Annotated in this window: 1 protein-coding gene; it reads right to left on the bottom strand. The window is 31.2% G+C overall.

Annotated elements, in window-relative coordinates; translation table 11 throughout:
* On the bottom strand, positions 1-500 hold a 500-nt coding region (locus tag ACKGJN_RS16520; protein WP_409540666.1), incomplete at its 3' end, for a hypothetical protein.
* Positions 501-603 lie beyond the last annotated feature (103 nt).

Raw genomic sequence — 603 nt, 5'->3', positions numbered from 1 at the left:
ACCTTATTGTTTTCCCGTTCTATGGCACCATAAAAATCATCAATCCAATAATTTTTGTAGCTGCCTTCAAAATAAAGAAAATCTCGATCATGAGCCAAATAATTAGCCATTGCTTCAGGGTTAACAATATACCTTTTAATGTAAGCTTTCTTTATTTTTCCTGAACCTGTTTTATGCACAATAAGGTTATAAAATTCATTTTCCGGCTGCCCATCCAGTAGAATTGTAAGAGTATAGTTTATTTTCCCGGCCTTTCCTTTTACTTCCATGATTTTGTCGAGCTGTATATGGCTTTTCTTGTAGGATATTTTACTGTTACCTATACCTTCAGTTCCTACTTTTGATTTTAAGCTGTTTAATATTTCCGGAATTTCCCTGGCATCGATAAGGCGAATATTGGAAATATTTTCCTGAGTTTGTACTTCAACAGTTTCGTTGTCTATTTCAAAATTATTTTGATCTGGTTCACAAGAAGAAAGAATAATACAAATGGAAAGCAATAAGTAGTTTTTTTTATTTTAAGAATTTAAGGTTACTAAAACCTGTACTTAAGGTAGGGGCGAAAAATACATTTTTGCTAATATACATTATTTTATTTAAGAA

This window comes from Gillisia xinjiangensis, from assembly GCF_046298265.1.
GTDB classification, from domain to species: domain Bacteria; phylum Bacteroidota; class Bacteroidia; order Flavobacteriales; family Flavobacteriaceae; genus Gillisia; species Gillisia xinjiangensis.
The sequence above is the reverse complement of the archived record's forward strand: the minus strand, read 5'-3'. Positions and strand labels throughout refer to the sequence as shown.